Below are 25912 nucleotides of genomic sequence, written 5' to 3'. Positions count from 1 at the left end.
CAAGCTGGGCGAACTTTACACATCTTTACCCTGGGTTAACCGCGCCAAACACAGCCCGCCCTTATCCTCATCGCCCGCTTGCCTGGCAGCCGCCGCGCGCCTTCGCCGAGCCTGCTCAGCCACCCTTACGCCCGCCTGGAACCCCCGATGAACTACCCGCGTCTGTTGCTCTCCATCCTGCTGCTACAAGCCTGCGTGGCCCAGGCGGCGCCGTTCAGGATCGCCGACATCAGGGTCAACGGCCTGCAGCGGGTATCCGCCGGCAGCGTTTTCGGTGCCTTGCCCCTGAACGTGGGCGATCAGGCCGATGACCGGCGCCTGGTGGAGTCGACCCGTTCGCTGTTCAAGACCGGCTTCTTCCAGGATATCCAGCTGAACCGCGACGGCGATGTCCTGATCATCAACGTGGTCGAGCGCCCGTCGGTGTCGAGCATCGAGATCGAAGGCAACAAGGCGATCAGCACCGAAGACCTGATGAAGGGCCTGAAACAGTCGGGCCTGGCCGAAGGCGAGATCTTCCAGCGTGCCACCCTCGAAGGCGTGCGTAACGAACTGCAGCGCCAGTACGTGGCCCAGGGCCGCTACTCGGCCGAGGTCGACGCCGAGGTGGTGCCGCAGCCGCGCAACCGGGTTGCCCTGAAGATCAAGATCAACGAAGGCACCGTCGCTGCCATCCAGCACATCAACGTCGTCGGCAACACCGTGTTCGATGATGAAGAGCTGGCGCAGCTGTTCGAGCTCAAGACCACCAACTGGCTGTCGTTCTTCAAGAACGACGACAAGTACGCCCGCGAAAAACTTTCCGGTGACCTGGAGCGCCTGCGTTCCTACTACCTGGACCGCGGCTACATCAACATGGACATCGCTTCCACCCAGGTGTCGATCACCCCGGACAAGAAGCACGTCTACATCACCGTCAACGTCAACGAAGGCGAGAAGTACACCGTTCGTGACGTGAAGCTGTCGGGCGACCTGAAGGTGCCGGAAGACCAGGTCAAGTCGCTGCTGCTGGTGCAGCCGGGCCAGGTGTTCTCGCGCAAGGTGATGACCACCACGTCCGAGCTGATCACCCGCCGCCTTGGTAACGAAGGCTATACCTTCGCCAACGTCAACGGCGTGCCACAGCCCAATGACGAAGACCATACCGTCGACATCATGTTCGTGGTCGACCCGGGCAAGCGTGCCTACGTCAACCGCATCAACTACCGCGGCAACACCAAGACCGAAGACGAAGTGCTGCGCCGCGAAATGCGCCAGATGGAAGGCGGCTGGGCTTCGACCTACCTGATCGACCAGTCCAAGACCCGCCTGGAGCGCCTGGGCTTCTTCAAGGAAGTCAACGTCGAGACCCCGCCAGTGCCGGGCACCGACGACCAGGTCGACGTCAACTACAGCGTCGAAGAGCAGGCATCCGGCTCGATCACCGCCAGCGTGGGCTTCGCCCAGAGCGCCGGCCTGATCCTGGGCGGCTCGATCAGCCAGACCAACTTCCTCGGTACCGGTAACAAGGTGTCCATCGGCCTGACCCGTTCGCAATACCAGACCAAGTACAACTTCGGCTTCACCAACCCGTATTTCACCGAAGATGGCGTGAGCCTGGGCTACAACCTGTTCTACAGCAGCACCGACTACAGCGATTACTACGATGACGGCGTTTCCTACTACGCCATCAACAGCTATGGCGCGGGCGTGAGCTTGGGCTACCCGATCAGCGAAACGTCGCGCCTGACCTACGGCCTGACCCTGCAACACGATGACATCTCCCCCGGCACCTATAGCGCCGACGAGATCTATGACTTCATCCAGCGCGAGGGCGAAAGTTTCAACAACCTCAAGGCTTCGATCGGCTGGTCCGAGTCGACCTTGAACAAGGGGGTGCTGGCGACCCGTGGCCACTCACAGAGCCTGACGCTGATGGCCACCACGCCAGGCAGCGACCTGTCCTTCTACAAGCTCGACTACAGCGGCCAGACCTACCTGCCGCTGAGCGAACGCACCACATTGCGCCTGCATACCAGCCTGGGCTACGGGGATGGCTACGGCTCCACCGAGGGCCTGCCCTTCTATGAGAACTACACAGCCGGTGGCCAGGGTTCGGTACGCGGCTTCAAGGATGGCTCGCTGGGCCCGCGCAATACGCCGGCGACCGGTACCTATGCAAGTGCCGGTCAAGCCTATTACTCCGACCGCGATACCGATGCACTGGGCGGCAACATCCTGGTGACCGGCGGCGCCGAGTACATCTTCCCGATGCCCTTCATCAAAGACCAGCGCCAGCTTCGCAGCTCGGTGTTCGTGGACGCGGGCAACGTGTTTTCCGACACGTGCTACCTGTCCACCACGCAGGGTTGCGGCAGTGTGGGCCTTGACCAGCTGGCGGTGTCGCTGGGCGTCGGCGTGACCTGGTACAGCCCCATGGGGCCGCTGACGTTCAGCCTTGCCACACCGGTAAAGAAGCCGGAGAACGCCGAGACGCAGATATTCCAGTTCTCGCTGGGGCAGACCTTCTGACTTATCCAGGAGCGGGGTTGTGTCGTGCCGGCAGCGGTCGCGAGCAGTCCGCTTCACGGGAAGCGGGTCTTACCCGCTTTTACCCCGGCTTAACCCAAGTTGACAGTCCGTTTGCCTAAGCTGACTCCCCCTAGAACTCGCCTGGCAGGTACCCCTTCATGCTGCAAGAACAACTACCCACCCCGCTGCTGGAGCAGGTGCAGCAACGCCTGGCCAGGTTGCTCGGCCCAAGCTGCATCGTGACGCTGGCCAGCAGCGAAAACGACCAGGGCGTGAGCCACTACCATCTGGCGATCCAGCACGAAGGTCATGGAATATCCCTGGAAGACAGCGGCATCATCAGCGCAGATTTCGCCGATCGCCTGCTTGCCATGGTCGGCCAGGTAAGCACCTTGCTCGATTCAGAAACACTCAAGCGCATGGCCAGCGCTGAGCCATCGCGCCCGCTCGTGTGGATCAGCGACCGGTCAGGACCGTGTCAGACGCAACCTTCGGCCAGCACCTGAGCCCGGGTGATGACATTACCGAAGTGATGCTTCCACAGCTCGATGCCCATTTTCCCTGAACGATCCAGGGAAGACCCCACCGTCAGGTCGGTAATCAACGTCGGCATGAGCCCTTCGTCGAACAGGGCAAAGCCGGCGGCAAGCACGCACGTCTCGGTCTGCAACCCGCAGACCAACACCCGCTCCGCCCCCAGCCCCCTGATGTACTCGATGGTCTCGGCAGTCTGCCTGTAACCCTGTTTGACAAAGACCTTGTCAGCCTCGACCAGGCACTCGTCTTCTGCTGCAGGGTGCCAGCCAAGCTGCCGCTCGAACGGCGTGACCTGTTCATCATGCAACTGGACCGAGGCAATGGTCGGGATCGTCGCAGACAACGCGCGCACACCATCGACCAGCCACTCGGGCGGGCTGAAGGTGGACTGTACATCGACGATGAGTAAAACCTGCCGCATGGCTGTCTCCGGGGCGCTGGCAAAGGTACGGAGTATACCGTTGCTGGTGGCCGATGACGCCCTTGACCAGCACCCCGCGTTGCACCACTGATGAGTCAAGTTGCGGTTTTCTAGAACTTTTTTCGGTTTGAAGGTCTATGTGAACAGGCTGATGAAGATTGCCGGCTCCCTCAGGGTTTGCCCGCGACGCCATGGCCCAACGTCCCAATGTCTATCAGAGGTTGTCTTCGCTCATGAAAATCCATGTCCCACGGATAGTGCTTCTGGGCCTGTTCGCGTTCGCGGCAATGGGCTCGGCATCTGCAACACCGGCGAAGGCGTCAATGCCGCTGCTCGCAACCAAGGCCACCTCTTCTCAGGCCCACATCGAGGGCGCCAGCAGCCCTTGGCCGAGCCTGGCGAGCGTAGCAGCCGCGCAACCCGCTACGCTGCTTGCCCATGATGACCGTTACCGGCGCGACGGCCACTGGCACGACCGTAGAGACGACTGGCGTCGTGACCAATGGCGGCGCGACCAATGGCGCCGTGAGCAGGCGCGCCGTGAAGCGGAACGCCGCCGCGACTGGCAGCGCCGCCATGAGCGGGCCATGCACCACCGCTACGAAGCCGATCACCACTACTATCGCCGCTGATTCTGGTTGGAATCAAAGCCTCATGGGTCTTTCGTGCAGCCTGGTCCCGAGCACCACGCCTTGAGATTTGAGATTTATCAACAGTTCAAGTCCCAAGGTTTCAACGGTGCCCGGTTCGATGCCGGCACGTGCTGCCAACCCTGCCAGGTGTTCACGCCCGCTCACTTGCCTTTCCTGCAAAGACACCAGCAACGCATGGGCCAGCGGCGCAAGGCGCGAGAAATGCACCTTGTGGTCTGCGCCGCGGCAGGCCAACAGAAGGGTCGGCGTTGTCGGCACCTGCGATGGAATACGCCCAGGGCCGATATGGCTGACCGGCCACGCGTAGGCAAGTGGTGCAGCAAGGCAGGACAATAACGGTACGCCCTGAAGCAGGTCACCGTTCGGGTCATGCGCCAGGTCTGTGCCATCACTGAGCATCAGCACCGTCTCGATCCATTCATAATGGGCCAGTTCGGCCACCCAGCCCGGCTGGTCGGCACGGTTTTGCAGGTATTCGACCAGCTCGCCAGCCACTTCGGTGAACAGCGGCGTCTGGCAGCGATGGTTGGCGTAGAAGCTTTCAATCAGCGCCAGCCACCGCTCAGGTCCCAGGCTAGCCTGCAGCACCGGAAAGCTGCCGGCCAGCAGCGACTGCACATTGCCGAAGAACAGCCGCCGATACACCGCCAGGCGCCGCGCCTCGATGCCCGGTGGCGGCGGGTTGGACTGCGGGTCACGGATGAACCGGGCCATCCGCATCTGCTGCTCGCGCAAGGTATCAGCCATGGCGCACCTGCGGCGCGCTTGCAGCGGTTTGCAGGTCGCGAATGTAATCCACCTCAAGCAACAGTTCGGCCAGCGGCGGCAGGTTGAAATCGCGCTCCAGCAGGGTCGGTACAGCACCCAAATGCTCATAGGCACGGGCCAGCAAGCGCCACACCTCCTCCTTCACGCTCGCACCGTGGGTATCGATCTTCAGATCCGGTGCTTCATCGTAGTGCCCGGCCACGTGCAGGCACACCACCCGCTCGGCCGGCACGCGGGCGAGGAAATCGGCAGCGTCATAGCGGTGGTTGCAGGCATTGACGATCAGGTTGTTGATGTCAAGCAACAGGTCGCAGCCGGCTTCTTCGAGCACGGCGCTCAGGAACTCGATTTCGCTCATCGCCTGGTACGGTGCAGCGTAATAGGAGATGTTTTCCACCGCGATGCGCCGGCCGAGCGCGTCCTGCACCTGATGGATGCGCTCAGCGGTATGGCGCACGGCTTCGTCGGTGAAGGGCATGGGAATCAGGTCGTAGAGATGACCGTCATCGCTACAGTAGCTCAGGTGCTCGCTGAACAGTGGCACGCGATAACGGTCGAGAAAATCGCGGATCTGCCGTAGAAAAGCGCGATCCAGAGGCTCAGGCCCGCCCAACGACAGGGACAAACCATGACAAGCCAGCGGGAAACGCTCAGCCAGGCGCTCCAGGCCTTTGCCATAACTGCCGCCTACACCGATCCAGTTGTCAGGGGCGCATTCGAGAAAGTCCACGGCACCGGGGGCCATGGTCAGCAACTCAGGCAGCAGCGCCCGGCGCAGACCAAGGCCGGCGCCTTGCAAGGGAAGGGATGTGCTCATGGCGTGCTCCTTGAAGCGACCACCCTCCCGGGCCTATCAGCGCAGGGAGGATAGCGCTGGTGGTCAGTCCTGGCCTGGCTCAGTCAGCTACAGATGGGGCACGCGAGGCATCGCCACACTTGCCTTCACCACACTTGCCTTCGGCCTGGGTAGCCTTGGCCTTGGCATCGCTGGCGCCACATTTGCCCTCGCCGCATTTACCTTCGGTCTGGGTGGCCTTGGCATGGGCGCTGTCGGCGCCGCACTTGCCCTCGCCACATTTGCCCTCCCCGGCCTTTTCGGCAGCAGCGAGCTGGTAGCCCTGCGGCAGTGCTTCGACAGCAAAGGCCGATGCGGTCAGGTTGATGCCGCCCACCAGTGCGATGCTGAGCAGGCCAAGGCGGGTCTTGTTGGGGAACTGGATACGGGACATGGTGCTTCTCCGGATAGGTGCGCGGCCAAGCCGCGCGGTCATGCCTCAAGGGCGATTGCGCCAGAACTACAGGCCGTCGGGCTGTTCATTCGGGTTGGCTCATTTGGCCTGAGGCATGTATCCGTGACGTATCGGCAGAACGAGGCATTTGTAAGCAAGTGGCTTGGCAAAGCGCCTTGATACAGAGTGATACACAGGCGTGTCTGCCAAAGCGAAACCGACAGGCCGCGTCAGGCCTCACAGCACCCATCATCGAGTGCCTCTATCAAACCATCCAGCCTATCGATTTGACTGCGTCAAATTGCCTCAGATAACGTGCGCCGCTCTACGAAGTCGATCGAGCTTGTCTGTTTTGCCCTTCTTCTGAATACCTCGCTAACTGCCCTGCGCGCTCTCTGTTAATCCCGACCCGCTGCATGCCTCACGGCGTGACCGTCGTCCTTGTGTTCGAGTTACTGAAATGTCCGTCAATACGCCCTCCCGCATCACCGAGCTGGTCATCGAAGCCGGCACCCGCAAAGCCCACCTGCCCGCCCGCGCCACGCTCATCCTGGGTTTTCTGGCGGGCGCATTCATTTCAATGGGGTTTCTGCTGCACATCCATGTCAGTACCATGATTCCTGCCCCCTGGGCCTCGTTGGGCAACTTGCTGGGCGCCGCGGTATTTCCGATCGGGCTGATCCTGGTCATCCTGGCAGGCGGCGAATTGCTCACCGGCAACATGATGAGCCTGCCCCTGGCGATGTTCGCCCGGCGCATCCGCCTGGTGGACGTCGCGCGCAACTGGCTGCTGGTGACCGTGGCAAACCTGCTGGGCGCGCTGTTCGTGGCGTACTGCTTTGGCCACTTGCTGGGGCTCACTGAAGGTGCCTACCTGAACAAGACGCTGGCAGCGGCAACCAGCAAGACCAGCGCCGACTTCCTCCACGCCTTCGTTTCGGGCATCGGCTGCAACTGGCTGGTGTGCCTGGCAGTGTGGCTGGCGTATGCCAGCCGTGAGATGAGCGGCAAGATTCTCGGCATCTGGTTCCCGATCATGGCCTTCGTCGCCATCGGCTTCCAGCACGTGGTGGCCAACATGTTCCTGATCCCAGCTGCGATCTTCGCCGGTTACCTGAGCTGGGGCCAGCTGGTGCACAACCTTGCAGCAGTCTTCCTGGGCAACGCCGTGGGTGGGGCGATCTTCGTCGGGTTGGCGTACTACGTCTCCTTCGGCACCTCGGTAGAAGAACAAGCCGCCACGCGTTAAGCCCGCCGTTTGCCATGGGTGGCGCAGCCTGCGGTCAAGCAGTGGCCGAGACTGCACACTGCCGCAAGCCCCGAATAAAACCTGAACGTTTGCCGAAAGCCTCCAGTCGCAGGAAATAGACGCACTTGATTGCGCGAATGCATTCCTGACCGTGAGGTTTTCCCATGAACACCAACCCCCAACAGGGTGTCGATGGGCATCCCATCAGCCTGACACTCAACGGCGAACGCACGTCGCTACACGTCCAGCCCTGGACGACCCTGCTCGATCTGCTGCGTGAGCAACTCGATCTGATCGGCAGCAAAAAAGGTTGTGACCATGGCCAATGCGGCGCCTGCACGGTGCTGCGCGACGGCAAGCGGATCAATGCCTGCCTGACCCTTGCCGTGATGTGCGACGGCGCCGAGCTGGTCACAGTCGAGGGACTGGCCCAAGGCGAGCAACTACACCCCATGCAGCGTGCCTTCATCGCCCATGATGCTTTTCAGTGCGGCTATTGCACGCCCGGCCAGATCTGTTCGGCAGTCGGTCTGGCCCATGAAGGCCGCGCCGTTACCCGTGAAGCCATTCGCGAACACATGAGCGGCAATCTGTGCCGCTGCGGCGCCTACAGCAATATCCTTGCTGCGGTCGAAGAGGCATTGCCGCTGGTGCAGGCGACCGCCAGGCCTCAGGGAGGGCCGAACCCATGACCCCTTTCAGCTACCACAGGCCTGCATCGGTCAGTGAAGCGGTAAACATGGCGGACGAATCCACCCGCTTTATTGCCGGCGGCACCAACCTGGTCGATCTGATGAAGGAGAACGTGGTTAACCCGCAGCGCTTGATCGACATCACCGCCCTGGACCTGCACGGCATCGAGCCCACCGCCAACGGCGGCGTTTTGATTGGCGCATTGGTCAGCAACGCCGACCTTGCCTGGAATGCGGTGATCGAACAGCACTACCCGTTGCTGTCACAAGCCATCCTTGCAGGCGCATCACCGCAGCTGCGCAACATGGCAAGTACCGGGGGCAACCTGTTGCAGCGTACGCGCTGCTATTACTTCTATGACACCGGCACCCCCTGCAACAAACGTGAGCCAGGAAGCGGTTGCCCTGCCCGCTCGGGTCTCAACCGCATCCACGCCATTCTCGGCGCCAGCGATACCTGCGTTGCCACGCACCCCTCGGACATGTGTGTGGCGCTGGCAGCACTCGATGCCGTTGTGCACGTGCAAGGCCGCGCCGGCTCACGGCTGATCCCCTTTACCGACTTCCATAGCCTGCCAGGCAACACGCCGGAGCGTGACAACCAGTTGTCAGCCGATGAGCTGATTACCGCGATAGAACTGCCACCTGCTGAGTTTGCGCAGCACTCTCACTACCTGAAGATTCGCGACCGTGCCTCGTACGCGTTTGCACTGGTATCGGTCGCTGCCGCGTTGAAGTTCGATGGCGACGTCATCCAGGAAGCCCGGGTGGCTCTGGGAGGCGTAGCGCACAAGCCTTGGCGAGACACAGCTGTGGAGAAGACCTTGCAAGGTCAAAGGGCTTCCCACGCCCTCTTCGCGCGCGCGGCCCAAGCATGGCTGCAGATGGCAAAACCGCTGAGCCACAACGCTTTCAAAGTGGAACTCGCCAAACGTGCGATCGTCCGTGCGCTCAGTGAAGCCGCAGGCGACGCCAGCATTCAGAGGACGACGCCATGACCCAGACGACCAATGTGGTGGGCAAACCCCTGGACCGCGTGGATGGCGTTGCCAAGGTGACTGGCAAGGCGCGGTACGCCGGTGAGTACCCCGAGGCCGGGCTGCTTCACGCCAGTGTGGTATCGAGCACCATCGCCCGCGGCCGGGTGCGCTCGATCGACGCTAGCCAGGCACTGCAGTTACCCGGCGTGGTCGCGGTGCTGCACCACGCCAATCGCCCACGCATTTCCAGCTATGACGACGACTACAGCGATGCCGACTCAGCCGAAGGCTCCCCGTTCCGGCCGCTATTCAACGACCGTGTAATGTATAGCGGGCAACCGTTGGCACTGGTGGTCGCCGAGAGCCTTGAGTTGGCACGCCATGCCGGCGCCCTGGTGCGCATCGACTACAGCGAAGAGCCGCACCAGACCGACCTGTACGCGGTGCTCGACCAGACGCACCCGGCACCCGCTGAAACGCCAGAGCCTCGCGGTGATTTCCCAGGGCACTACGCACAAGCCGCAGTACGTGTAGATGCCACCTACGACACGCCCATCGAGCATCACAACCCGATGGAGCCCCACGCGTCGACCGTTTTCTACAAAGCTGGGGACTTACTGGAAATTCATGACAAGACCCAGGGTACCCAGAACTGTCAGGACTACCTGCACAAGGTGTTCGGCCTGCCCAAACAGAACATCAGGGTGCTCGCCGCTTTTGTCGGCGGTGCCTTTGGCTCCGGGCTGCGGCCGCAATACCAGTTGCCATTGGCAGTCATGGCAGCCCTGCACCTGAAACGTTCGGTGCGCCTTACCCTTACACGCCAGCAGATGTTCACCTTCGGCTACCGCCCCCGTACGCAGCAGCGGCTGCGCCTGGGTGCGGCGGCGGATGGCAAGCTGCTGGCGATTGCCCACGACGCGCTCGGCCAGACATCGCGCTTCGAAGACTTCACCGAACACCTGGTGGAGTGGAGCGGCATGCTCTACCACTGCGACAACGTTGCGCTCAATTATCGCCTTGCGCCGCTCGACGTCTATACCCCGCTGGACATGCGTGCGCCGGGTGCCGCGTCCGGCGTGCTCGCACTGGAGTGCGCGATGGATGAGTTGGCATGCGCTGCGAACCTCGACCCGCTCCAATTGCGTCGACGCAATTTTGCCAGCCACAATGGCAACGACGGCAAACCCTATTCCAGCAAAGAGCTGTTGGCCTGTTATGACCAGGGCGCCGCGCGCTTCGGCTGGGGCAAACGCACCCCAAAGCCTCGCAGCATGCGAGAAGGCAACCAATTGATCGGCTGGGGCGTGGCCGGCGGGGTCTGGGAAGCGCTGCAGATGAAGGCCAGCGCCAAGGCCTGCTTCGACAGCTGCGGGCATTTGACCGTCAGTAGCGCCACCACTGACATAGGTACCGGTACCTATACGGTGATGACCCAGATTGCTGCGGACGCTGCGGGGGTCTTGCCCGAGGATGTGACCTTCCTGCTGGGCGACTCCTCACTGCCGACAGCGCCGTTGCAGGGCGGCTCGTTCACGGTGTCTTCGGTGGGTTCGGCAGTGCAGCAGGCCTGCCAGATCCTGCGCACCAAGGTGCTGGAACTCGCGCGCCAGAATTTCCCCGAAATAGCTGCGACGCCGGCAGAGAATGTGGCGTTCGCGCAAGGCTACCTGCAAGCGGGGAAACACCGTATTGCCATCGCCAGCATCGTCGCAACGGCCAAGGACGGCGAGCTGCAAGTGCAGATCGACGCCGAGCCCGGTGCCGGACGCCAGCCGTTCTCCACCGCTACCCATTCGGCCGTCTTCGTAGAGGTACACGTTGACGAAGACCTGGGTACGATCAAGGTCATGCGGGTGGTCAGCGCGGTGGCCGCCGGGCGTGTGGTCAACCCGAAAACCGCCCGTAGCCAGATCCTCGGAGGCGTGGTCTGGGGGTTGGGCATGGCGTTGCAGGAAGAGACGCAAACCGATCATGAACTTGGTCGCATCCTCAACCACAACCTGGCCGAGTATCACATCCCGGTGCATGCCGATATCGCTGACATCGAGGTGATGTTCGTGGAAGAGCACGACGACATCGTCAATGACCTGGGTTCCAAGGGCGTAGGCGAGATCGGCGTCGTTGGAGTCGCGGCGGCGGTTGCCAATGCCGTTTACCATGCTACCGGCAAACGCGTGAGAGCGTTTCCGATAACGCTGGACAAAGTGCTCTAGCAGCGGGCGGGGTTTGCGGGATCGGGCGCCGCGCAGGCGGCGCTCGAGTCAAGGGTACTGGAGAATTCCAGGCATACCTGCATCCCCGCCTTCAACATCAGAGTTTGAAGCGAACGTGAATGGTGCTTTTATCTGTGCCCCCATCAATCGAGATCGCCGAGCTGCCATAGCCTGAATAACTTCTGACAAGCCGCATGCCAAGGCCCGTTCCGCTAGGTTTGGGATAATTTTCGGGAAAACCGTCACCCTCGTCAGTGACGGTGATCAACGCGTGGTCACCTGCATCCCGCACGCTGACCTCGATGGTGCCTTTGCCGTATTTCAAGGCATTGGTGATCAGCTCGGAAATGACCAGGCCCAACGGCGCCATTCTTGCTGGCAGCAGGGTGAACGCGTCAGCGTCAAGGACGATCTTCCGGTCGGCCAGTGCCCTCCCCAGGTCACCGAGCAAGGCTCCGAGGTAGTCGCCGGCAAGCACCTCTTGATCGGCCGTCTGATAGAGCCGTTCATGCACGCTGGCAATGGTCACAACCCGACCCGCTGCCGTTTCCAGTTGCAGCTTGACCGCGGCATCCGGCGTCAGGTTCGCCTGCAATAGCAACAGGGTATTGACCAGATGCAGGCTGTTCTTGACGCGGTGATGGATTTCTTCGAGGTGCAGGTCGTTCTTGTTGAGCCTGGAGTTCTGTGCATCGATCAACGACAGCAACTGAGCCTCATAATGGTGCCGTTCGGTGATGTCTCTGGATACCGCAATGAGTTTTTCGACCTGGCCATCGGCGTTCAACACGGGGGCAACGGAGACATCCCACCATTTAGGCGCCTGCTGACCGGTAGGGCAGAACCCTTCGAAGCGGGTCGACTCGCCTCTGGCGACTTTTTCCAAAGCCTCCCGGACGACCGGGCCCGACTCGGCTGGCCAAAGCTGCAACCATGGCTGCCCTTTGATCTCTGCCAGGTCGGCGATATGCATCAACGCCAACCCGGCGTCGTTCATGAACTCGATGTGACCGCTGCTGGACAACACGTTCACACAGTCCGGGCTGGCGTTGAGCATGCTTTCCGAATAGGGGTCGGCCAGTTGAGGATCATCCCCAGCGGTCAGCCGCTCAACCGCCATGGAGATAACGTTGGAGATCCCTTCCAGGAACACCAGATCGCTTTCGATGAAATCCTCACCATCGCTACTGTCTGCCTCAAGTACCCCAAACGGCATCAATGCGCCCCTGATAGGCACGTTGATGGCACGCTCGATACCATACTTTTTCAGCAATTCTGGCGTTCTGAAGCGCTGTTCCTGGCCCAGGTGGTTCGAAATCACAGGCCGATAGGTTTGAATGGCAAACCCGGCAGGGCTGGCCTCGTCGGCCCCCACTGTCGCGTGGCCAATATCGGACTCATCCCACCCTACCCCATGCGACAGCAGAAACCTGTCGCTATCGGGAATCGGCATCAGGACCTTGGCGAATCGGGTGTGCATGCCTTTGGCCACCAGTGTGCAAGCCTGGTCAAGCACGTCATCCAGGTTGGTGGATTTAAGCGACATGACCGCGTACTCGACCACCAGCTCGTGCTGCCTGTGCAGCCGGGCTTGGGATTTCCTGAGTGCGGCACGAATGGTCTCGTCAGGGGGCAGCTGCTGCATCAATAGTCTTCCAGGGCGCTGAGAAATGCCGTTCTAAGGTTAGCCTTTGCAGAAACGGCCGTAGGCTACATCAGATCTGGTGTAACACCGCTGATCGCTTCGGTGCAACCACCAACATTGATGTATGCATGCCCCTTGCCTGCGCTTTGATCATGCAAGCTGGATATAAACCGAATAACTGCCCAGCAACAGCCAGAACCCAAGAAAGATCCAAGGCGTACGCAGCGAAAAAAGCAGGGACTTGCGATGCCCTGCACGGGAGGTTTCCGCCTCGCAAAACAGCGGAGATTCGTCATAGGCCAGGCCCATCATGGGTTCACTGAGCAGAAGATGGCTTTGCTTGAGCTGCCAGTGATCGATGATCCGATAGGCCGCGCGAATGCCAGGCCATGCATTGAGCGTACTCATCACGCCCAGCAATGCGAGAAAGGCGGGCACCAGCAATGTGAACATCTCACCCCAGCTCTGGTTCAGGTTGCCCATGGACGACACGTAAGCGATGACCAGAAACGACTGGGCGGCCAGGTAGGCATCGGTGCGGTTGGCCAGGATGGTGGTCTCGTACTGAATTTCCCTGCGGTAGAAGTCCAGCCGCTCCTTAGGCGAACCGAACATCCTCGCATTGTGTTCATCGATCTCGTGTTCAGGGGTGGTAGGGGTGATGATTCGAGGCACGTGGCGACTCCTGGTGTTCGCTGAGCCATACCGGGTGGCGGTAGGCGCTTGAGCGGTAGAACAGCGCGCACAACGAAAATTCAGTCGCCATGCCCAGGCCAACCGTCCGTCGTTCAAACACCGGATCCCGTCCAACAAACCCTTGTCACATCTTTCGAACAGGTATGAGCCTTCCAACTGCAGGAGCTTGCACCATGCGTGACTACCCTACCCCTCCGTTTCCCTCACAACCGCAAAGCGTCCCGGGTTCGCAGCGCAAGATGGAACCCTCCCCGGACTGTGGCGAGCACACCTACACCGGCAACGGCCGACTCAACGGCAAGATAGCGCTGATCACTGGCGCCGACAGCGGGATCGGGCGTGCAGTCGCCATCGCCTACGCCCGCGAAGGCGCAGACATTGCCCTCGCCTACCTTGATGAGCACGACGATGCGCAGGAAACCGCCCGTTGGGTCCAGGCTGCGGGCCGGCAATGCCTGCTGCTGCCCGGGGATCTGGCGCGCAAACAGCACTGCTACGACATCGTCGACAAGACCGTGGAGCAGTTTGGTCGTATCGACATTCTGGTCAATAACGCCGCGTTTCAGATGGCGCACGACAGCCTCGATGAAATCGACGATGACGAATGGGTAATGACATTCGACGTCAACATCACGGCCATATTCCGCATTTGCCAGCGGGCGCTGCCATCGATGCCCAAAGGCAGTTCGATCATCAACACCAGTTCGGTCAATTCCGATGACCCATCGCCCAAACTGCTGGCCTATGCCACCACCAAAGGCGCCATCGCCAACTTCACCGCCGGGCTGGCCCAATTGCTGGGAGACAAAGGGATTCGGGTCAACAGCGTGGCACCAGGCCCGATCTGGACCCCACTGATCCCTGCCACCATGCCCGATGAGGCAGTGAAAAACTTCGGGTCGAGCTATCCGATGGGCCGGCCGGGCCAACCGGTTGAGGTAGCTCCGATCTACGTCTTGCTCGGCTCCGATGAGGCCAGCTACATCTCTGGCTCACGCTATGCCGTTACGGGCGGAAAACCCATTCTTTGACCTGCAAGGCCGTGATTCCACAACCGCGATGAGGTGCACCATGAACGCTATCGATCTGCTGATTCAAGACCACAAACTGGTTAAAAAGCTGCTGGACGAACTGTCTTCAACCACCGAGCGCGCCGTCAAGAAGCGTGCCGAACTCCTGCATCGGATCGAGCAGGAGTTGCAGATCCACACCGCGCTTGAAGAAGAGATCCTTTACCCGGCCATCAAACAAGCCGGGGGCAAGGAAGAAGCGAAGATGTACTACGAGGCAAAAGAGGAACACCGCACGGTCGATGCGCTGGTGTTGCCGGACCTGCTGCACACCGAAACCGGCACGCTCGAATTTGCAGGCCGCGTCAAAGTGATGAAAGAGTTGCTTGAACACCATATCGAAGAGGAGGAAGACGAGTTGTTTCCCACGGCGAAAAAGCTGTTGAGCAAAGATCTGCTGGAAGAAATGGGCCAAGCCATGGAAGCGCAAAAAAAGATGCTCAAGGGTGAGCAGCGTGCCGCTTGAATTCAAAGCAGCCAAGCAAAAGGCATGAAATGCCACTGGCAGATGCTGCAAGGTGCCGCGGGCAGGACTATGACCCCATACGCCTGCCCTAGCCTCAACCTTTGCCTAGCATTCTCGCCAACACGAACGTTGCCAGCACGGCCAGCACCACTGCGCCAGTAATGGACGGTACCGTACCCAGCGGCTCGATCGAGCTTTTCACCGCCAGGTAAAAGCCCAACACCCCCACAGCGCCAATGGCATTGCCGCGCACGATCGCACCCAGCTCCTGGTGACCGCCCTGAACATGGGCGAACACCGCCAGCGGCCAGGCAATCACCGGGATGGGTGCCAGCAGGCCGCTGGCCACCGGCCCAAGCCATTGGGCACTGGCAGTGATCGCCACCAACAACAGGGTTGCCGTGAGCATGCGCATGGGGATCACCCAGCGAGGCAGCGGCACAACCTTCGCGGCACCGGCCTGCGCATTGTTCGAGGTAAGGATGATGATCAGCGTAAGCAGGAGCAACGTCACGCCGACTGACACCGCCACCATGCCCAAGCGGCTCATCACAAAGGCGGTGACCGCGTAAACCGCCACGCCCGTGATGCAGCCGATAAAAGCGGACACATGCCGGGTCACCAGGTAGTAGAACAGGTAGGTTGCCTGTACGGCGGCCAACCCCGCCAATGCGCCAGGCACCGCCTGCAACGCAAAACCAGGCCCCTGTTCGAGGCTGAGAAACAACATGACCAGGGCCGAGGTGACCGGCAGCCCGGAGAGCAGCCCCCCGATCTGGGTACCCCAGCGCCTGGCTGCCAGCGAGATGGCCAGCATGAGGGTCGGGGTGATCAGGAACTTGAGGTAGAAGGCAGTCATTGAGGGCGGCATCAGTTTCAAAAGACAGGAGTGGGCTTATCGTGCCTGACAGGCGGCAGATAAGCGCCCAATGCTAATGGAACCGCTGGGGCATTACTCAGATTATTAGCGCCCGTTAATAAAGTAGAACGTCGCCAACCCTGCCCCAGTCATCAGCAAGGAACCTGTGACGTGCAAAGCGATAGAGCCCAGAGCCCATGAAATACGCCCCTCCTGCATAAGCGACACGACCTCTGCGGAGAAAGTGGAGAACGTGGTCAATCCACCGCAAAAACCAGTGATCAGCAGCAGGCGCCATTCGGGGCTGAGCGACGGCGATGCGGAGAAGAATGCGATGGCCAAGCCAATGATGTAGCCACCAAGGAGGTTGGCCAGCAGGGTACCTGGCGGCACGGCGGGGAAAAGTGCATTGAGCTTCATGCCCAGGCCCCAGCGAAGCCAGGCACCGACCATGGCACCAATCCCGATGGCCAATAGCGACTTCAACATACAGCATCGCGCTCCGGGCAAAGAACTGGCAGGCATTCGGTACCGGCATCAGCCGCCAGCTTCAGCCGATCGGCCTTGCAGATGTATTTAGGCTTGTTTCGCGGTGCCAGCTTGGCGGCGGCCTTTTTCTGGTGTGCTTGCAGCAACTGCTTGATCTTCTTGCGACGGTTCATGGTGCCACTCGGTACGGGGTTGATCAGGTAGAACACATCATAAATGATGGAACCAGGCCCTGGGGGCGCGGGTGAATCACTCGTTGCCCTGGCGCTTGGCGTTTTTCTTGACGATGGCCTTCATCCGCGTCGCAGCGCGCTGCACGGTGGCCATCTTCTCCGGGCGTTTCATGCCGCGCCACTTGCGGATTTCCTCACGGGTTCGGCCACAGCTCACGCACAGCTCGCTGTTGAGCTGGCAAAGCGAGACGCAGGGGTTTTCGATGTCTTTGGCCATGGGCTGCTCCGGTCGTGGCCGCGGATGATAGCGCACGACGGCCAGATGCGCCGAAAACAGGGCGCTCCACAGGCCCTCAAGCCGCTGCGGCCCTGTCGGTATCGCTGCTGACCTCGAACTGCCCGACCAGCTTCTGCAGCTTGCTGGCATTGGCCTTCACCGTCTCGGCACTGCTCTGCAGCACCACCGCCGTCTGGCGCATTTCGCTGGACGACTGGTTGACCTGCTCGATGGTCTTGCCATAAGCCAGGCTGCGCTGGTTGAGCTGCTGAATGATCTGGAACATGCTCTCTACCGCCTGGTGCAACTGTACGTTCTCCGAAGAGGCATCTTCGGCCAGGCGCAAGCTGTCGTCGACGTTATGTACCCCCTCCTCCATGAAACTGACGGCTTGCTGGGTTTCATTCTGCAGGCCTTCGACCATGTGCCGGATATCGTCGGCCGCGCGCGCCGTGCGCGAAGCCAGGCTGCGCACTTCGTCGGCCACCACCGCAAACCCTCGGCCATGCTCGCCCGCGCGGGCGGCCTCGATGGCGGCATTGAGGGCCAGCAGGTTGGTCTGGTTGGTGATGTCGCTGATCAGCCCGCTGATGTTGCCGATCTGCGCCATCCTGCTGTCGAGCAACTGCACACTGGAAGCAGAACGCGCTACCACATCCCGAATCGACTGGGTGCCGGCCTGCACCGCCAGGTACTGCTCGCGGGCACGGCTGACCACCTCGTCCATGGCCTGCTTCATCTGCTCTGCGCTGACCGAAGCCTGCTGCAGTTCACCCAGTTGCTCCTCCATGATGATCATCATCTGGTGCACCGCCTCGGCCACTTCGCTGGAGGTGACGCTCGCTTCGTGGCTGCGCCCGAGCATCATCTGATTGGTGGCGCCCACCGTGCGGCTGGCCTTGACCACTTGGCCCACCACCGAGTCCAGGCGGTCGATGAAGCTGTTGATCCAGCGCGCCATGTCGCCACTTTCATCGTTGGCCATGGTCGTGGTGTCCAGGCGCTGGCGCAGGTTGCCCTCGCCCTCGGCGATGGTGCGCAGTACATCGGTCATGCCATTGAACCTGGCAGCGAGCCGCCTTGGCCCCAGCGCACTGAAAAGCAGTGTGGCAGCCAGCATGCTCACGGCCAGCAGCGCATCGTTGATGCCTTGCGCCAAGCCCGCGTAGTGCTGCACCAGGAAGTTGCAACCAAACAGGCCGGCCATGATCGCGATGTACGGCTTCATCAACCCGTAGCTGAGTGAGCGTCGCCGGTAGACCTCCTCCAGATCGGCTTCGCACATCATGCCCCACCGGTCCGGCGAGCCCGGCAACTGGAATGTGACACCTTTGCCCACCACTGGCACATGGCGATAGTCCGAATAGCCAGGGTAAGTCACGAACAGGTTGGCGCCCTGGCGGATGGTTTCCCGAACGCCGGGGTGAAGCTCACGGGTGGCAGGGTCGGTAAAGCGCAGCTCAAGCTCGGTATGGCGCTGGACCTGCACGGTGCTCCATGGCGTATGCACCCCGCTCTTGAGGTTTTCCCCGTGGGTGAAAGTGCCGTCCTCGAAACGCGAGCGCGACAAGGCGGTACCCGGTTTGATAGCAGGGTCGAAATGCGATTGCGCCATGAACAGGTAATTGTCACCGGACTCGGCATAGATATGCCCGGCCTCGCGCTGGATCAGGTCGCCCAATACGTCATTGGGCACCCGACCGCAGAGGCAGCCGTAGACCTTCCCTTGCGCTTTGAGCGGCTGATAGAACATCAGTGTCACTTCGTCGTGAAACCGCGACGACGAGGGGCCGATCTGCAAGGTCAGCGGATCACTGTAGGGGCCGTGCAAAAACGGCGCCTTCAACCCTTGGGCCAAGGCGCCCAGTTGCCCGATGCGTTGGCCGTTACTGCGTTGCGCCCAACTCGACAACACAACCGTGCCACTGGTGTCGATGATGAACAGTTCCGAGAAGTCGTTCGCTTGGGCGAGCTTGTCCAGCAATGGCGTGCGGTCGTGAGCCAGGGCCGGGCCAAGGTTTTCAGCAAGTTCCGCCAGGTGTTCCCACTGTTCTCTCGCCCAGCTGTGCAGCAACTGCATGCGCGTCTGGGCAATGGCTTCGAAAGTCTGCTCGATGACCGGATAAGTCGATCGGTTGAGCCCGCAGGACCAGCGCATGCTGAGCTTGCCGGTTTTTCCGAACCACGGCAGCCAACGCTTCTCACCCGATGACAACTGCATGGAACCACTTGAGAGCGACATTATCTTCACCATAAGCGACATCACAATGGCAAAGTGACAGCAAATAATACGCCAACTCGTATGCAAGCTAATGATTAGGCAGGTAGCCATGCCCTCGGTACGTCATCTTCGCACCAATGACGGGCAGAAATTGCCACCCGCGCCAATATGGGTCGCCCGCCACAGGACCTGATCTCATTCACCGCCAGTACTGCGTGTCATCGACAATCTGTTCATGCCCTGCAAATAGCGCCGGCAGCTGCTCCTTGAGATAGTCGATCCAGGTCCGCACCTTGGCATCCAGATAGTGCCGCGACGGGTACATGGCATACAGCGCACACTCACGCAGACGGTAAGGCGCCAGCAAACGCCGCAAGCGCCCCTGCTCGATCGCCTGGCTGGCCGTGTAGAACGGCAACAGCCCGATGCCCATGCCCAGTTCACTGGCCACCAGCATCGCGTCGGCAACGTTGGTCAGGAAGCTGTCGCGGGGCGCGATCACGCAGTGGTCCAGCCCCAGCGGGAACACCCAGTCGCCCTCATACATCGGGTACGCCATGCGCAGGCAGCGATGCTCATGCAGGTCTTCAGGCCGCTCGGGCACGCCATGGACCTCCAGGTAACTGGGCGCGGCGCAGGGGATGCTGAAGATGGTGCCCAGCGGCACAGCGATCAATTGTGAGTCGGGCAAGGCGTCGTCCACGGTGATCACCACATCGTGCCCTTCGGCCAGCGGGTCGGGGTTGCGCTGGGACAGGGTCAGCTCCACCACCACCTCCGGGCATAGTGCGTTGTAGCCGGCCACCAGCGGCATCAGCAACAGGCCAAGGCCGTGCGGGCAATGCAGCCGTAGCCGGCCGCGGGGGGTCAGGTGCGCGCCGCGCGCCTCGCCCACCGCCTCTTCGGTCAACAGCAGGATCTGCCGCGAGCGCTCCAGAAACCGCTCGCCGGCCTCGCTCATGCGCAAGCGCCGGGTGGTGCGGTGCAGCAGGCGCGTCTGCAGCTGGTTCTCTAGCTCGGCGACGATCCGCGACACCTGCGCGGCAGAAATGTCCAGGGCATTGGCAGCCGCGGCGAAGCTGCCGCACTCCACTACCCGGGTGAAGGTACGCATGGCGTGCAGCATGTCCACGGGGCTCGGCTCCTTGTTCGTTCTTATTCGTACGTTCCAGGCAGGAATCTATCACGGCTTAGCCCATTTATTGTGCACAGCCAAACAATACATCATTGGTAAAACATTGAAGAAGGAGCCTGCCATGAACATCAAACGCTCGATCGCGCTGCTTGCGCTCTCTGCCACCTTCGCCTCGTTCGGCGCCTTGGCCGCCCCAGGCGCCGCCCAGCCGGCCGCCAACGACAGCGCCAACTACGAATACGGCATGCCGCTGGATGTAGCCAAAGTGGTGTCGATCTCCCCGGCCAGCAACATTGCCGATTGCCAGGTGGGCACCGCACACATGGTCTATGTCGACCATCAGGGCCAGACCCACGAGGTCAACTACCAGGAGATGGGTAACTGCTCGCAGCAGTGATTCAGGCCAGCACCTGGGTGATCCAGCCAACCTGCCTGGCAAAGTCCTGCAGCTTGTGTGGCGCGATCGCATCCCGGGCACGTTCGAAGTTGGCCAAGGTCTGCTGCTTCTGACGCAGCATGCGCTGCCACTTGGTGACAAACGCCGGACTTTTCTCCCGCATCAGCAGCGGGCCGAAATACAGCTCTTCGGCGCTATAGACGACTGCCCCGCCCGGCTCGGCAACGATGATCTCGTAGTCGAAGCGGTTCTCGCGCAACACCTCTTCGCAAACGATCCGGTAGCCGTTGGCCATCAGCCATGCCCGTAGCTCGCGCTCACCGCCGTTGGGCTGCAGGATCAACCGCTCGCTGCCGCTCAGGCGTGCCTTGCCCCGCTCCAGGATTTCGCACATGGTGTCGCCGCCCATGCCGCAGATACTCACCGCCGAAATGCGGTCTTGCGCCTGGATCGCCTCCAGGCCATCGGCCAGGCGAATGGTGATGTGTTCCTGCAGGCCGTTGCGGCGCACGTTGCGCTGGGCCGAAGCATAAGGCGTTTGCGCCACTTCCCCGGCCACCCCCGCTTCGATCACCCCACGCAACGCCAAGGCCACCGGCAGGTAGCCGTGGTCCGAGCCGATATCGGCCAGGCGCGCGCCTTGCGGCACATGCGCCGCCACACGCTCCAGGCGCATCGACAATGTCTGTTCGTTCAACTCAAGCCCCTTGCTCAACAATCGGCGCGATTCTGACCGCCGTGGCGCGGTATTACAATGCGCGCGGGCCAAGCGGTGCCCTGTGGCTCGACCCCTGCGCCGTGCTCGCGTAGGCTTGCGGCTTTCCTTCCGTCGCAAGTGCACCCTCGCCTACCTCACCCCGCCTAGTACGGTGATCTCAGCGCAAGCCACCTGATTGCATACCCTCAAATGCATTACCAGCGCGGGAGCGACCAAGATGAGCCAAGCCGAAGTCACTGAAAGCCAACGCACCGTCGATGAACTGCTGCCCACCCGCCTCGTCGAGAAGGCGACTGGCCTCGAACGCCAGACACTGGTGCGTTTGCCGGGCTTCCCGCGGTTCGTGGTGCTCTCCATCCGTGCCGATGGTCGGCCGGCCAAGATCGCTTGGCTGAAAAGCGAGGTCGATGCCTGGATCCTCGCCCGCGCAGCGGAGAGGAAACCCACCCAGGCACCTACCGAACCCGCATGAACCGTATTTGCTTCACCACGACAGTGCCGTCAGAGCGCAGCGACACCCCCAGTCCGCTTGGCGTTGGACCCTAGGCGGGGGCGTGTTTTGGGCGGCGTTCGCGGCGCTGTTCGCCTGGATAGCTGACGCCACACCGACGAACATCATGGCCGCTGGTGCATATGGCTTCGCGGCTTGCTGCATCCTCATGCCAGTTTCGTTTGCCTGGAGCTGGGTGGTGCGCAACGTTCAGCACTTCGCCGAAGCGTTCGCGGCGCTACTGGTGGGCGCGCTGCTGTGGGCACATGTATGGCTTCTGGCGTACGTGCTGATGGGGCTGGAGTTTGGTCTGTACTCGATGCCGAACATTGCGGGCTGGTTGCTGGTCAGCCTGTGGTTGTTCATGCGACGGGTCAGGTAGGCGTGGGTTTAGCTTTCGACGAGGTATGGCATGGCAAGGCCGGGAGGGGCATGCCGGGGCCGGGCGTGGCAAGGGCTGTAATCAGCGGTTAGCACATTGACAGCAGTGTGCTCCCCGGTGGCATCAGTCACCACCAGCGGCGTCGATTGAAGGGCACAGGCGGTATCCCAGTAGTGCAAATAGATCGGCTACAATCGCAGTACAAGCAACCAAAGGTATGGATATGGAAAAGCTCAGTTTGGAAGCCAAGAAAGCGTGGTTCGCCAAGCACCGCAAGGCCAACTATGCAGCCAGCCTGCGCCTTGAGGGTGTATGGGTGCAGAAAGGTGAAGACGAGATCAAGCTGCCAACCCGTGCCGCAGCGCTCAAGGCTGTGCGGCAGATCAAGGCTTGAGGCGGGACAAGTACGGTTCCGGCCAAGACACGGACTGCTATCCGGGCACGGACGTCCTAATCAACCTGCTCGACTTGCGCGACCCTGACGACTTAGAGGACGCCGAGCGCTATCTTAGCGCAGTGGCAGCATCCACCATGGAGTTCACGCCACCGCCCTACAGCCTGAACTCCCTCAAACAAATCCACCGTGCTCTGTTTTCTCAGGTCTATAGCTGGGCCGGCGAGGTCCGTTTCAGCGCGATCAGCAAGGACGAAACCCGCTTCTGTAGCCCCGAGCGCATAGCGCCGGAAGCGGCAAGGGAATTCACGAAGATGGGTGCTGCTGGATGGTTTGAAGGGTATTCGCGAACCGACTTGGTGGTTGCAGTAGCGGAGTCTTACGGCACACTAAACGTTGTGCACCCTTTTCGGGAAGGTAATGGGCGCACACAGCGAATCCTGTTTGAGTGGCTCATTGTCAATGCCGGATACTCTATCAACTGGGAGCTGGTGGATAGCGAGGAATGGGTCAATGCCAATATACGGTCTTACCTTGGTGACGACGGGTGGCTGGCTCACATATTCGACCGATGCATCGGAGAGCCGATCACAGAGAGTGAGGCATTGTAGATGTTCCCTGCGCGGTATACCTCTGCACATGTGCCAAGCCGAGAGTAGCGGACGCCTGCCCCCTGCCGCTATGATTGCTGGCTATTTGCCACGTAATGGTCGCGGTGCTGGTGGAGAGGGTAATGGCAGGATTGTGGGAACCATCGGCGGGCGTGTTCTGGAGCACACCACCCGTTGTGCCTGAACCGGCGCTACCGCTGTCGACAGAGATCACTATTGGCGTGATTGTCGCCGTCCTGGTGACCGCGCTGCTGAAACTCTTCGCGCTCTACTGCTGGCCGAAGCGCTGGCGTGTGCGCAACCACCTCGGGGCAATCGGCACCGCACTTACGCTGTCCTACTTCGCCTTTGTGCTCCCACTGATCGGGGGCCGCGTCGACTCACTTATGACCATGCCCTTGAACGAGGTCGGCGACTTCCTCGCCGGTGCTTTCGGGCCGGTAGCATTCATGTGGTTGGTGCTGGGCTTTCTGCAACAAGGTGAGGAACTGCGCCAAGGCACCGAAGCGCTCCAGCTGCAGGCCGTAGAGTTGAGGAGCATGGCGGAAGCCGCAAGCCAGCAGATCGAGGCGCAGCGAGAGGCGTTCGAGCACCAACTCGACGAGAAAGACCGAGCGCTTAGGGCTGTCTTCACAGCCAAAGTCAAGATGGTTACGGGTGGCACTGGGCACATGTCGAACACCATAAACCTCACGAACACCGGGGCCAACGCCTACGACGTTGAGGTTTCTTTTGAGCCACCTTTCCCTGACTGGAGCGGTGGGTATCTTGATGGCATCCGCACAAACAGCAGCGCTCAGTTCTCGATTCATATTCGACCGGAAGACCGCCACCGAGAGGGCATTATGCTTGTGGCTTACAAGGACGCCGAAGGTAGGACGCGAGCTGAGAGCTTTGACTACTCGCTGTTTGACGACTGGATCATGATCGCAAAGACACAATCCACGTCTGGGTGACGGCGCCATCCCTAGCGCCACATGTGCACATCAGTCATCCACCATCTTCCCACGTGGTGCAGGCTTCTGACTTTCCCTGACGGCAGGCCAGGCGCTCGGCGCGAGTGAGCTTCAGCAACCAACTGAGCAGTGTGCCCTCCGCCTCAGGTGCAGAGCGGCACTCAACAATGGACGGCCCCTTCTCGTCGGTCACGCTGCTGATGTTCCACACCGGTCGTGGCAAGTGCACAGCGAACACGTCGCCAGTGCCCCGCTCGATCTTGGCGCGTCTGGTGTCAAGGCTGTGCAGCTTCGCGTCGAGGCGCAACTGCTGTAAATGTTCATGCGTGGAGTGAGTCACGATGCAATACCTCCATTGAGGGCGTCCAGCTGGGCGCGCATATGGTCGAGTTCGGACTTGCGGGCGTTGGACTGGAGGCGACTGTCAGCGGACTTGAGGCGCTGTAGTGCTACGTGCGCATTTCGCAGTGCAAGGCGTGCGACTTCGCGTTCGGCATCCAAGAATTTCTGCGCGTCCATCAGTTCGTCGACGCGTTTCTGTGCGGCCTCAATGGCTTGTTGTGCTTCGCCGTAGGGGTTCATTTGCGGGCCTCCCGCTGCTGGATGGCTTGCTTCAAACGGTCGAGCGGGCCGCGTTTGCCAGCCGTGACCAGGGGAATCAGCGTGACCTTGACCGCGTTGCGGGCTTTAGTAACGACCTTGTCCAGGGCCTGCCACGCCTTGCTGTGCATCAGGGCGTTAGCATCGCGGAGGATGAGCTGGCCGGTGATTTCGTCGCGTTCGTGGAGCTGTTCAGGGGTCAGCACATGCGTGACCTTGACGGAAGTGAATTCGCCTTTCTGCTTTCCCGGTGCCCATCCAAGGCGACCAAGCTCGACGCGCACTGGGTCATCGGTCTGCTGCGACTGCGCGATGGGGGCGGCGATTGAGAGCGGACCGCCAGGATAGGTGCGGTTCGGCATAGGTTCGCCAAGGGCATCGAGCTTTGGCGACAGGCTTTGGCGCAGGCCTGGCAAGCGGTATTTGATCAGGTCCAGTATCGAGTTGGGACCTCGGGCGTGGGGGTCATTCTCGCTGGCGATGTTCGACAGCAGTGTCACCGGCTGCGCCAGCGTTCCAGCCATCTGGCGGGTGTACCACGTACACATCCATCATTTGGTAATATGATGTAGTCACGGCAAGCGCAACCCCCGTTTCTGTTGGCTAAAATCGACAGTCTCGGAAAGTCAGGCGAAAATTCTTACTTCCGTCGCAAGGCAAAACACTTTATGGCCAACATTATCTTCACCCCGGATTCCGATGCCGAGTCCATTTCTTCCGACGTCGCCGAGTTCAACGGCGTGCTGGTCACCACCCAGATTCCAGTCGATCTGGACGGCGATATCGTGCAGCAGAGCGAAAGCACCCTGCAGGCACTGAAAGAAGCCTTGGAAAAGGCCGGCAGCGGCATGGACCGGGTCATGCACCTGACCATCTACCTCACCGACATGGCCGACCGCGCCGCCTTCAACGAGGTGTACCAGCGTTTCTTCAGCAAGCCGTGGCCGGTACGTGCTGCCGTGGGCGTGGCGGCGCTGGCGTACCCGCAAATGCGTGTCGAAGTGACCGCGATGGCGGCCAAGGGCTGACACAGCGGTTGCCTCACCGCCAGGGGCTGCAAAGCGGCCCCAACCCAAG

The 25912-nt window shown here is 61.1% G+C and carries 32 protein-coding genes and 1 pseudogene; 16 read left to right on the top strand and 17 right to left on the bottom strand.

The features are described from left to right. The first annotated feature begins 147 nt into the window (after positions 1-147). Together bamA and IWW33_RS22960 are read left to right on the top strand one after the other, a co-directional pair. Positions 148-2511 (top strand): outer membrane protein assembly factor BamA, encoded by a 2364-nt coding sequence (gene bamA, locus IWW33_RS22965; protein ID WP_196914403.1) that lies wholly within the window; start codon positions 148-150, stop codon positions 2509-2511. 158 nt (positions 2512-2669) lie between these two features. Then, positions 2670-3017: a hypothetical protein gene (locus IWW33_RS22960; protein WP_046786050.1), complete on the top strand. Its 348-nt coding sequence runs from the start codon at positions 2670-2672 to the stop codon at positions 3015-3017. On the opposite strand, the gene IWW33_RS22955 is transcribed toward IWW33_RS22960, so the two are convergent. Further along, the gene (locus IWW33_RS22955) at positions 2990-3469 is read right to left on the bottom strand and encodes an isochorismatase family protein (protein ID WP_119687118.1); all 480 of its coding nucleotides are present in this window, start codon (positions 3467-3469) and stop codon (positions 2990-2992) included. The genes IWW33_RS22960 and IWW33_RS22955 overlap by 28 nt on opposite strands. Before the next feature lie 323 nt (positions 3470-3792). Here IWW33_RS22955 and IWW33_RS22950 point away from each other — a divergent pair, with 323 nt between their 5' ends. Then, the gene (locus tag IWW33_RS22950) at positions 3793-4101 is read left to right on the top strand and encodes a hypothetical protein (protein ID WP_196996409.1); all 309 of its coding nucleotides are present in this window, start codon (positions 3793-3795) and stop codon (positions 4099-4101) included. Positions 4102-4113: 12 nt separating this feature from the next. Here the strand turns inward: IWW33_RS22950 and IWW33_RS22945 are convergent, their stop codons facing one another. The 3 genes and pseudogenes from IWW33_RS22945 to IWW33_RS22935 form a co-directional block, all read right to left on the bottom strand. After that, a complete protein-coding gene (locus tag IWW33_RS22945) occupies positions 4114-4869 on the bottom strand; it encodes a putative DNA-binding domain-containing protein (RefSeq protein ID WP_174142597.1) in 756 nt (251 codons plus the stop codon). Further along, positions 4862-5707 (bottom strand): DUF692 domain-containing protein, encoded by an 846-nt coding sequence (locus tag IWW33_RS22940; protein ID WP_174142596.1) that lies wholly within the window; start codon positions 5705-5707, stop codon positions 4862-4864. The genes IWW33_RS22945 and IWW33_RS22940 overlap by 8 nt, the downstream gene beginning before the upstream one ends. A gap of 91 nt (positions 5708-5798) precedes the next feature. After that, positions 5799-6119, bottom strand: a pseudogene (locus tag IWW33_RS22935) (hypothetical protein); the annotation flags it as partial. Positions 6120-6579: 460 nt separating this feature from the next. Between IWW33_RS22935 and IWW33_RS22930 the strand changes: the two are divergent. The 4 genes from IWW33_RS22930 (at position 6580) to IWW33_RS22915 (ending at position 11256) form a co-directional block, all read left to right on the top strand. Continuing rightward, positions 6580-7368, top strand: coding sequence for a formate/nitrite transporter family protein (locus IWW33_RS22930; RefSeq protein WP_046786045.1), 789 nt, complete (start codon positions 6580-6582; stop codon positions 7366-7368). Positions 7369-7532: 164 nt separating this feature from the next. Beyond that, positions 7533-8060 (top strand): (2Fe-2S)-binding protein, encoded by a 528-nt coding sequence (locus IWW33_RS22925; RefSeq protein WP_115274649.1) that lies wholly within the window; start codon positions 7533-7535, stop codon positions 8058-8060. Further along, complete coding sequence (locus IWW33_RS22920) at positions 8057-9058, top strand: xanthine dehydrogenase family protein subunit M (protein ID WP_115274648.1); 1002 nt, start codon at positions 8057-8059, stop codon at positions 9056-9058. Before IWW33_RS22925 ends, IWW33_RS22920 begins: the two co-directional genes overlap by 4 nt. Then, positions 9055-11256: a xanthine dehydrogenase family protein molybdopterin-binding subunit gene (locus IWW33_RS22915; RefSeq protein WP_174142595.1), complete on the top strand. Its 2202-nt coding sequence runs from the start codon at positions 9055-9057 to the stop codon at positions 11254-11256. The genes IWW33_RS22920 and IWW33_RS22915 overlap by 4 nt, the downstream gene beginning before the upstream one ends. 97 nt (positions 11257-11353) lie before the next feature. Here the strand turns inward: IWW33_RS22915 and IWW33_RS22910 are convergent, their stop codons facing one another. The 3 genes from IWW33_RS22910 to IWW33_RS26870 all read right to left on the bottom strand — a co-directional run bounded on the left by IWW33_RS22910 (position 11354) and on the right by IWW33_RS26870 (position 13667). After that, on the bottom strand, positions 11354-12901 hold the full coding sequence (locus IWW33_RS22910) for a PAS domain-containing protein (RefSeq protein ID WP_115274646.1): 1548 nt from the start codon (positions 12899-12901) through the stop codon (positions 11354-11356). Positions 12902-13051: 150 nt separating this feature from the next. Then, complete coding sequence (locus IWW33_RS22905) at positions 13052-13576, bottom strand: hypothetical protein (RefSeq protein WP_046786040.1); 525 nt, start codon at positions 13574-13576, stop codon at positions 13052-13054. Continuing rightward, positions 13545-13667, bottom strand: a complete 123-nt coding sequence (locus tag IWW33_RS26870) for a hypothetical protein (RefSeq protein WP_256658422.1) — start codon at positions 13665-13667, stop codon at positions 13545-13547. The genes IWW33_RS22905 and IWW33_RS26870 overlap by 32 nt, the downstream gene beginning before the upstream one ends. A gap of 103 nt (positions 13668-13770) precedes the next feature. Here IWW33_RS26870 and IWW33_RS22900 point away from each other — a divergent pair, with 103 nt between their 5' ends. Further along, a complete protein-coding gene (locus tag IWW33_RS22900; RefSeq protein WP_115274645.1) occupies positions 13771-14628 on the top strand; it encodes an SDR family oxidoreductase in 858 nt (285 codons plus the stop codon). 40 nt (positions 14629-14668) lie between these two features. After that, a complete protein-coding gene (locus IWW33_RS22895) occupies positions 14669-15133 on the top strand; it encodes a hemerythrin domain-containing protein (RefSeq protein WP_046786038.1) in 465 nt (154 codons plus the stop codon). Positions 15134-15227: 94 nt separating this feature from the next. On the opposite strand, the gene IWW33_RS22890 is transcribed toward IWW33_RS22895, so the two are convergent. From IWW33_RS22890 to IWW33_RS22865, 6 genes are all read right to left on the bottom strand, one after another. Then, positions 15228-15992 (bottom strand): hypothetical protein, encoded by a 765-nt coding sequence (locus IWW33_RS22890; RefSeq protein ID WP_115275535.1) that lies wholly within the window; start codon positions 15990-15992, stop codon positions 15228-15230. 105 nt (positions 15993-16097) lie between these two features. Beyond that, the gene (crcB, locus tag IWW33_RS22885) at positions 16098-16481 is read right to left on the bottom strand and encodes a fluoride efflux transporter CrcB (protein WP_161872387.1); all 384 of its coding nucleotides are present in this window, start codon (positions 16479-16481) and stop codon (positions 16098-16100) included. Continuing rightward, on the bottom strand, positions 16475-16654 hold the full coding sequence (locus IWW33_RS22880; protein WP_115275534.1) for a DUF2986 domain-containing protein: 180 nt from the start codon (positions 16652-16654) through the stop codon (positions 16475-16477). The genes crcB and IWW33_RS22880 overlap by 7 nt, the downstream gene beginning before the upstream one ends. 76 nt (positions 16655-16730) lie before the next feature. Beyond that, complete coding sequence (locus IWW33_RS22875) at positions 16731-16931, bottom strand: DUF1289 domain-containing protein (protein ID WP_012314714.1); 201 nt, start codon at positions 16929-16931, stop codon at positions 16731-16733. A gap of 76 nt (positions 16932-17007) precedes the next feature. Beyond that, a complete protein-coding gene (locus IWW33_RS22870; RefSeq protein WP_119687124.1) occupies positions 17008-19173 on the bottom strand; it encodes a methyl-accepting chemotaxis protein in 2166 nt (721 codons plus the stop codon). Positions 19174-19351: 178 nt separating this feature from the next. Then, positions 19352-20284 carry a LysR family transcriptional regulator gene (locus IWW33_RS22865; protein ID WP_174142594.1) on the bottom strand — a complete coding sequence of 311 codons (933 nt, stop codon included), beginning with the start codon at positions 20282-20284 and terminating at the stop codon, positions 19352-19354. Positions 20285-20414: 130 nt separating this feature from the next. On the opposite strand from IWW33_RS22865, the gene IWW33_RS22860 reads away from it, so the two are divergent. Then, positions 20415-20684: a DUF2790 domain-containing protein gene (locus tag IWW33_RS22860; RefSeq protein WP_115275533.1), complete on the top strand. Its 270-nt coding sequence runs from the start codon at positions 20415-20417 to the stop codon at positions 20682-20684. A 1-nt stretch (position 20685) separates the two neighbouring features. Here IWW33_RS22860 and IWW33_RS22855 read toward each other — a convergent pair whose 3' ends face one another. Further along, positions 20686-21381: a tRNA (adenine(22)-N(1))-methyltransferase TrmK gene (locus IWW33_RS22855; RefSeq protein WP_174142593.1), complete on the bottom strand. Its 696-nt coding sequence runs from the start codon at positions 21379-21381 to the stop codon at positions 20686-20688. Positions 21382-21619: 238 nt separating this feature from the next. Between IWW33_RS22855 and IWW33_RS22850 the strand changes: the two genes are divergently transcribed. From IWW33_RS22850 to IWW33_RS22830, 5 genes are all read left to right on the top strand, one after another. Continuing rightward, entirely contained in the window at positions 21620-21874 is a 255-nt protein-coding gene (locus tag IWW33_RS22850; protein ID WP_119687127.1) for a hypothetical protein, read from the top strand. Between the two features lie 187 nt (positions 21875-22061). After that, complete coding sequence (locus IWW33_RS22845) at positions 22062-22274, top strand: hypothetical protein (RefSeq protein ID WP_125923681.1); 213 nt, start codon at positions 22062-22064, stop codon at positions 22272-22274. 223 nt (positions 22275-22497) lie between these two features. Continuing rightward, positions 22498-22668: a YhfG family protein gene (locus IWW33_RS22840; RefSeq protein ID WP_119687129.1), complete on the top strand. Its 171-nt coding sequence runs from the start codon at positions 22498-22500 to the stop codon at positions 22666-22668. After that, entirely contained in the window at positions 22665-23279 is a 615-nt protein-coding gene (locus IWW33_RS22835; protein WP_174142592.1) for a Fic family protein, read from the top strand. The genes IWW33_RS22840 and IWW33_RS22835 overlap by 4 nt, the downstream gene beginning before the upstream one ends. 122 nt (positions 23280-23401) lie before the next feature. Continuing rightward, positions 23402-24235 (top strand): hypothetical protein, encoded by an 834-nt coding sequence (locus IWW33_RS22830; protein ID WP_125923683.1) that lies wholly within the window; start codon positions 23402-23404, stop codon positions 24233-24235. A gap of 34 nt (positions 24236-24269) precedes the next feature. Here IWW33_RS22830 and IWW33_RS22825 read toward each other — a convergent pair whose 3' ends face one another. From IWW33_RS22825 to IWW33_RS22815, 3 genes are read right to left on the bottom strand one after another with little or no spacing between them, the layout of a single operon-like run. Next, on the bottom strand, positions 24270-24575 hold the full coding sequence (locus IWW33_RS22825) for a hypothetical protein (protein WP_119687132.1): 306 nt from the start codon (positions 24573-24575) through the stop codon (positions 24270-24272). Beyond that, positions 24572-24817 carry a hypothetical protein gene (locus tag IWW33_RS22820; RefSeq protein ID WP_174142591.1) on the bottom strand — a complete coding sequence of 82 codons (246 nt, stop codon included), beginning with the start codon at positions 24815-24817 and terminating at the stop codon, positions 24572-24574. Before IWW33_RS22820 ends, IWW33_RS22825 begins: the two co-directional genes overlap by 4 nt. After that, entirely contained in the window at positions 24814-25359 is a 546-nt protein-coding gene (locus IWW33_RS22815; protein WP_174142590.1) for a hypothetical protein, read from the bottom strand. The genes IWW33_RS22820 and IWW33_RS22815 overlap by 4 nt, the downstream gene beginning before the upstream one ends. A 144-nt stretch (positions 25360-25503) precedes the next feature. Here IWW33_RS22815 and IWW33_RS22810 point away from each other — a divergent pair, with 144 nt between their 5' ends. Then, positions 25504-25863 (top strand): RidA family protein, encoded by a 360-nt coding sequence (locus tag IWW33_RS22810; RefSeq protein WP_174142589.1) that lies wholly within the window; start codon positions 25504-25506, stop codon positions 25861-25863. Positions 25864-25912: the final 49 nt, after the last annotated feature.

The sequence above is a fragment of the Pseudomonas sp. M2 genome, assembly GCF_015751845.1.
Classification (GTDB): Bacteria; Pseudomonadota; Gammaproteobacteria; order Pseudomonadales; family Pseudomonadaceae; genus Aquipseudomonas; species Aquipseudomonas putida_E.
Note: the sequence above shows the minus strand (reverse complement) of the source record. Positions and strands in the feature narration are given on the sequence as shown.

Excerpts from the sequence above, each read along its gene's own strand:
- bamA (WP_196914403.1), top strand. The coding sequence starts at position 148 with ATGAACTACCCGCGTCTGTTGCTCTCCATCCTGCTGCTACAAGCCTGC.
- IWW33_RS22960 (WP_046786050.1), top strand. The coding sequence starts at position 2,670 with ATGCTGCAAGAACAACTACCCACCCCGCTGCTGGAGCAGGTGCAGCAA.
- IWW33_RS22955 (WP_119687118.1), bottom strand. The coding sequence starts at position 3,469 with ATGCGGCAGGTTTTACTCATCGTCGATGTACAGTCCACCTTCAGCCCG.
- IWW33_RS22950 (WP_196996409.1), top strand. The coding sequence starts at position 3,793 with ATGCCGCTGCTCGCAACCAAGGCCACCTCTTCTCAGGCCCACATCGAG.
- IWW33_RS22945 (WP_174142597.1), bottom strand. The coding sequence starts at position 4,869 with ATGGCTGATACCTTGCGCGAGCAGCAGATGCGGATGGCCCGGTTCATC.
- IWW33_RS22940 (WP_174142596.1), bottom strand. The coding sequence starts at position 5,707 with ATGAGCACATCCCTTCCCTTGCAAGGCGCCGGCCTTGGTCTGCGCCGG.
- IWW33_RS22930 (WP_046786045.1), top strand. The coding sequence starts at position 6,580 with ATGTCCGTCAATACGCCCTCCCGCATCACCGAGCTGGTCATCGAAGCC.
- IWW33_RS22925 (WP_115274649.1), top strand. The coding sequence starts at position 7,533 with ATGAACACCAACCCCCAACAGGGTGTCGATGGGCATCCCATCAGCCTG.
- IWW33_RS22920 (WP_115274648.1), top strand. The coding sequence starts at position 8,057 with ATGACCCCTTTCAGCTACCACAGGCCTGCATCGGTCAGTGAAGCGGTA.
- IWW33_RS22915 (WP_174142595.1), top strand. The coding sequence starts at position 9,055 with ATGACCCAGACGACCAATGTGGTGGGCAAACCCCTGGACCGCGTGGAT.
- IWW33_RS22910 (WP_115274646.1), bottom strand. The coding sequence starts at position 12,901 with ATGCAGCAGCTGCCCCCTGACGAGACCATTCGTGCCGCACTCAGGAAA.
- IWW33_RS26870 (WP_256658422.1), bottom strand. The coding sequence starts at position 13,667 with ATGGCGACTGAATTTTCGTTGTGCGCGCTGTTCTACCGCTCAAGCGCC.
- IWW33_RS22900 (WP_115274645.1), top strand. The coding sequence starts at position 13,771 with ATGCGTGACTACCCTACCCCTCCGTTTCCCTCACAACCGCAAAGCGTC.
- IWW33_RS22895 (WP_046786038.1), top strand. The coding sequence starts at position 14,669 with ATGAACGCTATCGATCTGCTGATTCAAGACCACAAACTGGTTAAAAAG.
- IWW33_RS22890 (WP_115275535.1), bottom strand. The coding sequence starts at position 15,992 with ATGACTGCCTTCTACCTCAAGTTCCTGATCACCCCGACCCTCATGCTG.
- crcB (WP_161872387.1), bottom strand. The coding sequence starts at position 16,481 with ATGTTGAAGTCGCTATTGGCCATCGGGATTGGTGCCATGGTCGGTGCC.
- IWW33_RS22880 (WP_115275534.1), bottom strand. The coding sequence starts at position 16,654 with ATGAACCGTCGCAAGAAGATCAAGCAGTTGCTGCAAGCACACCAGAAA.
- IWW33_RS22875 (WP_012314714.1), bottom strand. The coding sequence starts at position 16,931 with ATGGCCAAAGACATCGAAAACCCCTGCGTCTCGCTTTGCCAGCTCAAC.
- IWW33_RS22870 (WP_119687124.1), bottom strand. The coding sequence starts at position 19,173 with ATGTCGCTCTCAAGTGGTTCCATGCAGTTGTCATCGGGTGAGAAGCGT.
- IWW33_RS22850 (WP_119687127.1), top strand. The coding sequence starts at position 21,620 with ATGAGCCAAGCCGAAGTCACTGAAAGCCAACGCACCGTCGATGAACTG.
- IWW33_RS22845 (WP_125923681.1), top strand. The coding sequence starts at position 22,062 with ATGCCAGTTTCGTTTGCCTGGAGCTGGGTGGTGCGCAACGTTCAGCAC.
- IWW33_RS22840 (WP_119687129.1), top strand. The coding sequence starts at position 22,498 with ATGGAAAAGCTCAGTTTGGAAGCCAAGAAAGCGTGGTTCGCCAAGCAC.
- IWW33_RS22830 (WP_125923683.1), top strand. The coding sequence starts at position 23,402 with ATGGCAGGATTGTGGGAACCATCGGCGGGCGTGTTCTGGAGCACACCA.
- IWW33_RS22820 (WP_174142591.1), bottom strand. The coding sequence starts at position 24,817 with ATGAACCCCTACGGCGAAGCACAACAAGCCATTGAGGCCGCACAGAAA.
- IWW33_RS22815 (WP_174142590.1), bottom strand. The coding sequence starts at position 25,359 with ATGGCTGGAACGCTGGCGCAGCCGGTGACACTGCTGTCGAACATCGCC.
- IWW33_RS22810 (WP_174142589.1), top strand. The coding sequence starts at position 25,504 with ATGGCCAACATTATCTTCACCCCGGATTCCGATGCCGAGTCCATTTCT.